This window comes from Rhodopseudomonas sp. B29 (assembly GCF_000333455.1).
Taxonomy (GTDB): domain Bacteria; phylum Pseudomonadota; class Alphaproteobacteria; order Rhizobiales; family Xanthobacteraceae; genus Rhodopseudomonas.
In genome coordinates, this window is the sequence record NZ_BADD01000178.1 from 1 (window position 1) to 2,363 (window position 2,363).

Annotated in this window: 3 protein-coding genes; 2 read left to right on the plus strand and 1 reads right to left on the minus strand. The window is 66.4% G+C overall.

Going from position 1 to position 2,363, the window contains the following annotated elements:
* Both I5M_RS06415 and I5M_RS06420 read left to right on the plus strand, forming a co-directional pair.
* Positions 1–434, plus strand: a 434-nt coding sequence (locus I5M_RS06415) for a lysylphosphatidylglycerol synthase domain-containing protein (protein ID WP_031335606.1), incomplete at its 5' end; no start/stop codon positions are given.
* A 4-nt stretch (positions 435–438) separates the two neighbouring features.
* On the plus strand, positions 439–1,446 hold the full coding sequence (locus tag I5M_RS06420) for a glycosyl transferase (RefSeq protein WP_022720641.1): 1,008 nt from the start codon (positions 439–441) through the stop codon (positions 1,444–1,446).
* Here the strand turns inward: I5M_RS06420 and I5M_RS06425 are convergent.
* Positions 1,447–2,363, minus strand: a 917-nt coding sequence (locus I5M_RS06425) for a polysaccharide biosynthesis protein (RefSeq protein WP_022720642.1), incomplete at its 5' end; no start/stop codon positions are given.

Consider the following 2,363-nt stretch of genomic DNA (forward strand, 5'->3'; position numbering starts at 1 on the left):
ACCTGGTGACACGGGTCTGGCCGACGCGGCACTTCTTCGAATGCTCGCGGATCACGTCCCGCATACTCACCGCGAGCCGGACAGGGCCGATGATCGTCGCGGCGTCGCTGTCGATCCATATTCTGGCGGTGGCGGTGGCGTGGAGCGTCGCCAGGGCCATCGCGGCGCCGGCGGATTTCTGGCAACTGCTCCAGCTCGTGCCCATCGTGATGCTGATCACCGTGATCCCGATCTCGATCGCAGGCTGGGGTTTGCGCGAAGCCAGCATGGGTCTCGCCTTCGGCTATGCGGGCATCGGCGCCAGCGAAGGCGTCAACGTCTCGCTGCTGTTCGGGGCGGTGTACTTCGTCGTCGGCGCCCTCGGGGGCTTGATCTGGATCCTCAGCGCCGAGAAGGCCGCCAAAGGCGACGCCCCGATCGACGTGCCGGAGTGATCCGATGACCGGCGCATCGCTGATCACCATCGCGCTCGTTGCAGGCGCCCTCGGCTGCGCCGGATTGACGATGGTGCTGATGCCGCTGCTGCGCCGCTATGCTTTGGCGCGCCCCAACGCCCGCTCGTCCCACAAGGTGCCGACCCCGCAGGGCGCCGGCATCGCGGTGATCGCTGCAACGCTGGTAGTCGCCGAATTTGCAAGCGCAGTGGCTGCACCCAGCGCCGGCCTGCCGATCTGGTTACTCGCCGCCACGCTGCTGATCGCCGCCGTCGGCGCGGTGGATGACCTCCGGCCGCTCGGTGTGCTGCCGCGACTGGGCCTGCAAGCTTTGGCCGTCGCAGCGGTGGTGTTCACGCTACCGAGCGAGCTGCGTGTCGTCCCCGCGCTGCCGCTCGGCCTCGAGCGCGCCGTCGCCTTCATCGCCGGGCTGTGGTTCGTCAACCTCGTCAACTTCATGGACGGGCTGGACTGGATCACCGTCGCCGAAGTCGTTCCCCTGTCGCTGACGCTCGCGGCTTTCGGATGGGCCGGCGTACTGCCGACACCGGCCGCGTTGCTGGCGGCGGCGCTCGGCGGCGCCATGCTGGGATTCGCACCGTTCAACAAGCCCGTTGCCAAAGTGTTTCTCGGCGACGTCGGCAGCCTGCCGATCGGTCTTCTGCTCGGCTGGTGCCTGCTGCAGCTTGCCGTGCTGGGACATCCGGCCGCAGCGCTGCTGCTGCCGTTGTACTACCTCGCCGACGCGACGGTGACGCTGCTGCGGCGGATGGCCAAGCGCGAACAATTCTGGCAGGCCCACCGCTCGCATTTCTATCAGCAAGCCACCGACAACGGCTTTTCGGTGCTCGCCGTGTCCGGCCATGTGCTCGCGACCAACATCATCCTGGCAGCGCTGGCCGCAATTTCGGTGGCGATGAACTCGCTGATCGTCGATGGCATCGCGCTGGCCGTCGGCGCCGTGATCGTCGCGCTGCTGTTGATCCGCTTCGCGACGCCGCGCAAAGCGTAATTACTTCGACAATTCGGCCTTCGGCGTCTGGTCCGCCCTTGCGGCGGCAGTGTCGCGATATTCCGGCACGGCGTTCTTCAAGATCTCCACGACCTGCTCGTAGCGGCGCGCCTCGATCGCCTGCTGCAGCGAGGACAGCCATTCGCGCAGGGTCGGCAGCGGCATTTCGTGAGGCCGCGCCGCGACGATGCCGGAGATGCCGGTCTCGGTGAACGGCTCGTGTTCGGCAAATAGAATCTCGTGGAGCCGCTCGCCCGGACGCACCCCGGTGAACACGATCTCGATGTCGTAGCCGGGCTGCAATCCGGACAGCCGGATCATCCGCTCGGCGAGATCGACGATCTTCACCGGCTGGCCCATGCTGAGCACGAACACCGATGCATCCGATTCCTGCTGCGCCAGCGCGTGGGTCGCGGCGGTGATCACGAGGTCGCAGGCCTCGCGGATAGTCATGAAGTAACGCACCATGTCGGGATGCGTGACGGTGACCGGACCGCCGGCTTCGATCTGCGCCTTGAACTTCGGCACCACCGATCCGTTCGAGGCCAGCACGTTGCCAAACCGCACCGAGATCAGCCGCATCGGCGAATTGCCGGCAGCGCTCGCGGCGAGAGTGCGATCCACAGCCTGACAATACATCTCGGCGAACCGCTTGGTGAGGCCGAGCATCGACACCGGCTCGATCGCCTTGTCGGTCGAGATCATCACCATCGCCTCGGCACCAGCGGCCTGCGCTGCGTCGGCGACATTGACCGAACCGAAGATGTTGGTCTTGACGCCCTCGCTCCAGTCGCGCTCCANGATCGGCACGTGCTTGAGCGCCGCGGCGTGGAATACGAGGTCCGGCTTTGACTCGCGCAGCAATTGGAAAATGCGGTCGCGATCGCGGATGTCGGCAATGTGGCCGTCGACCGCCG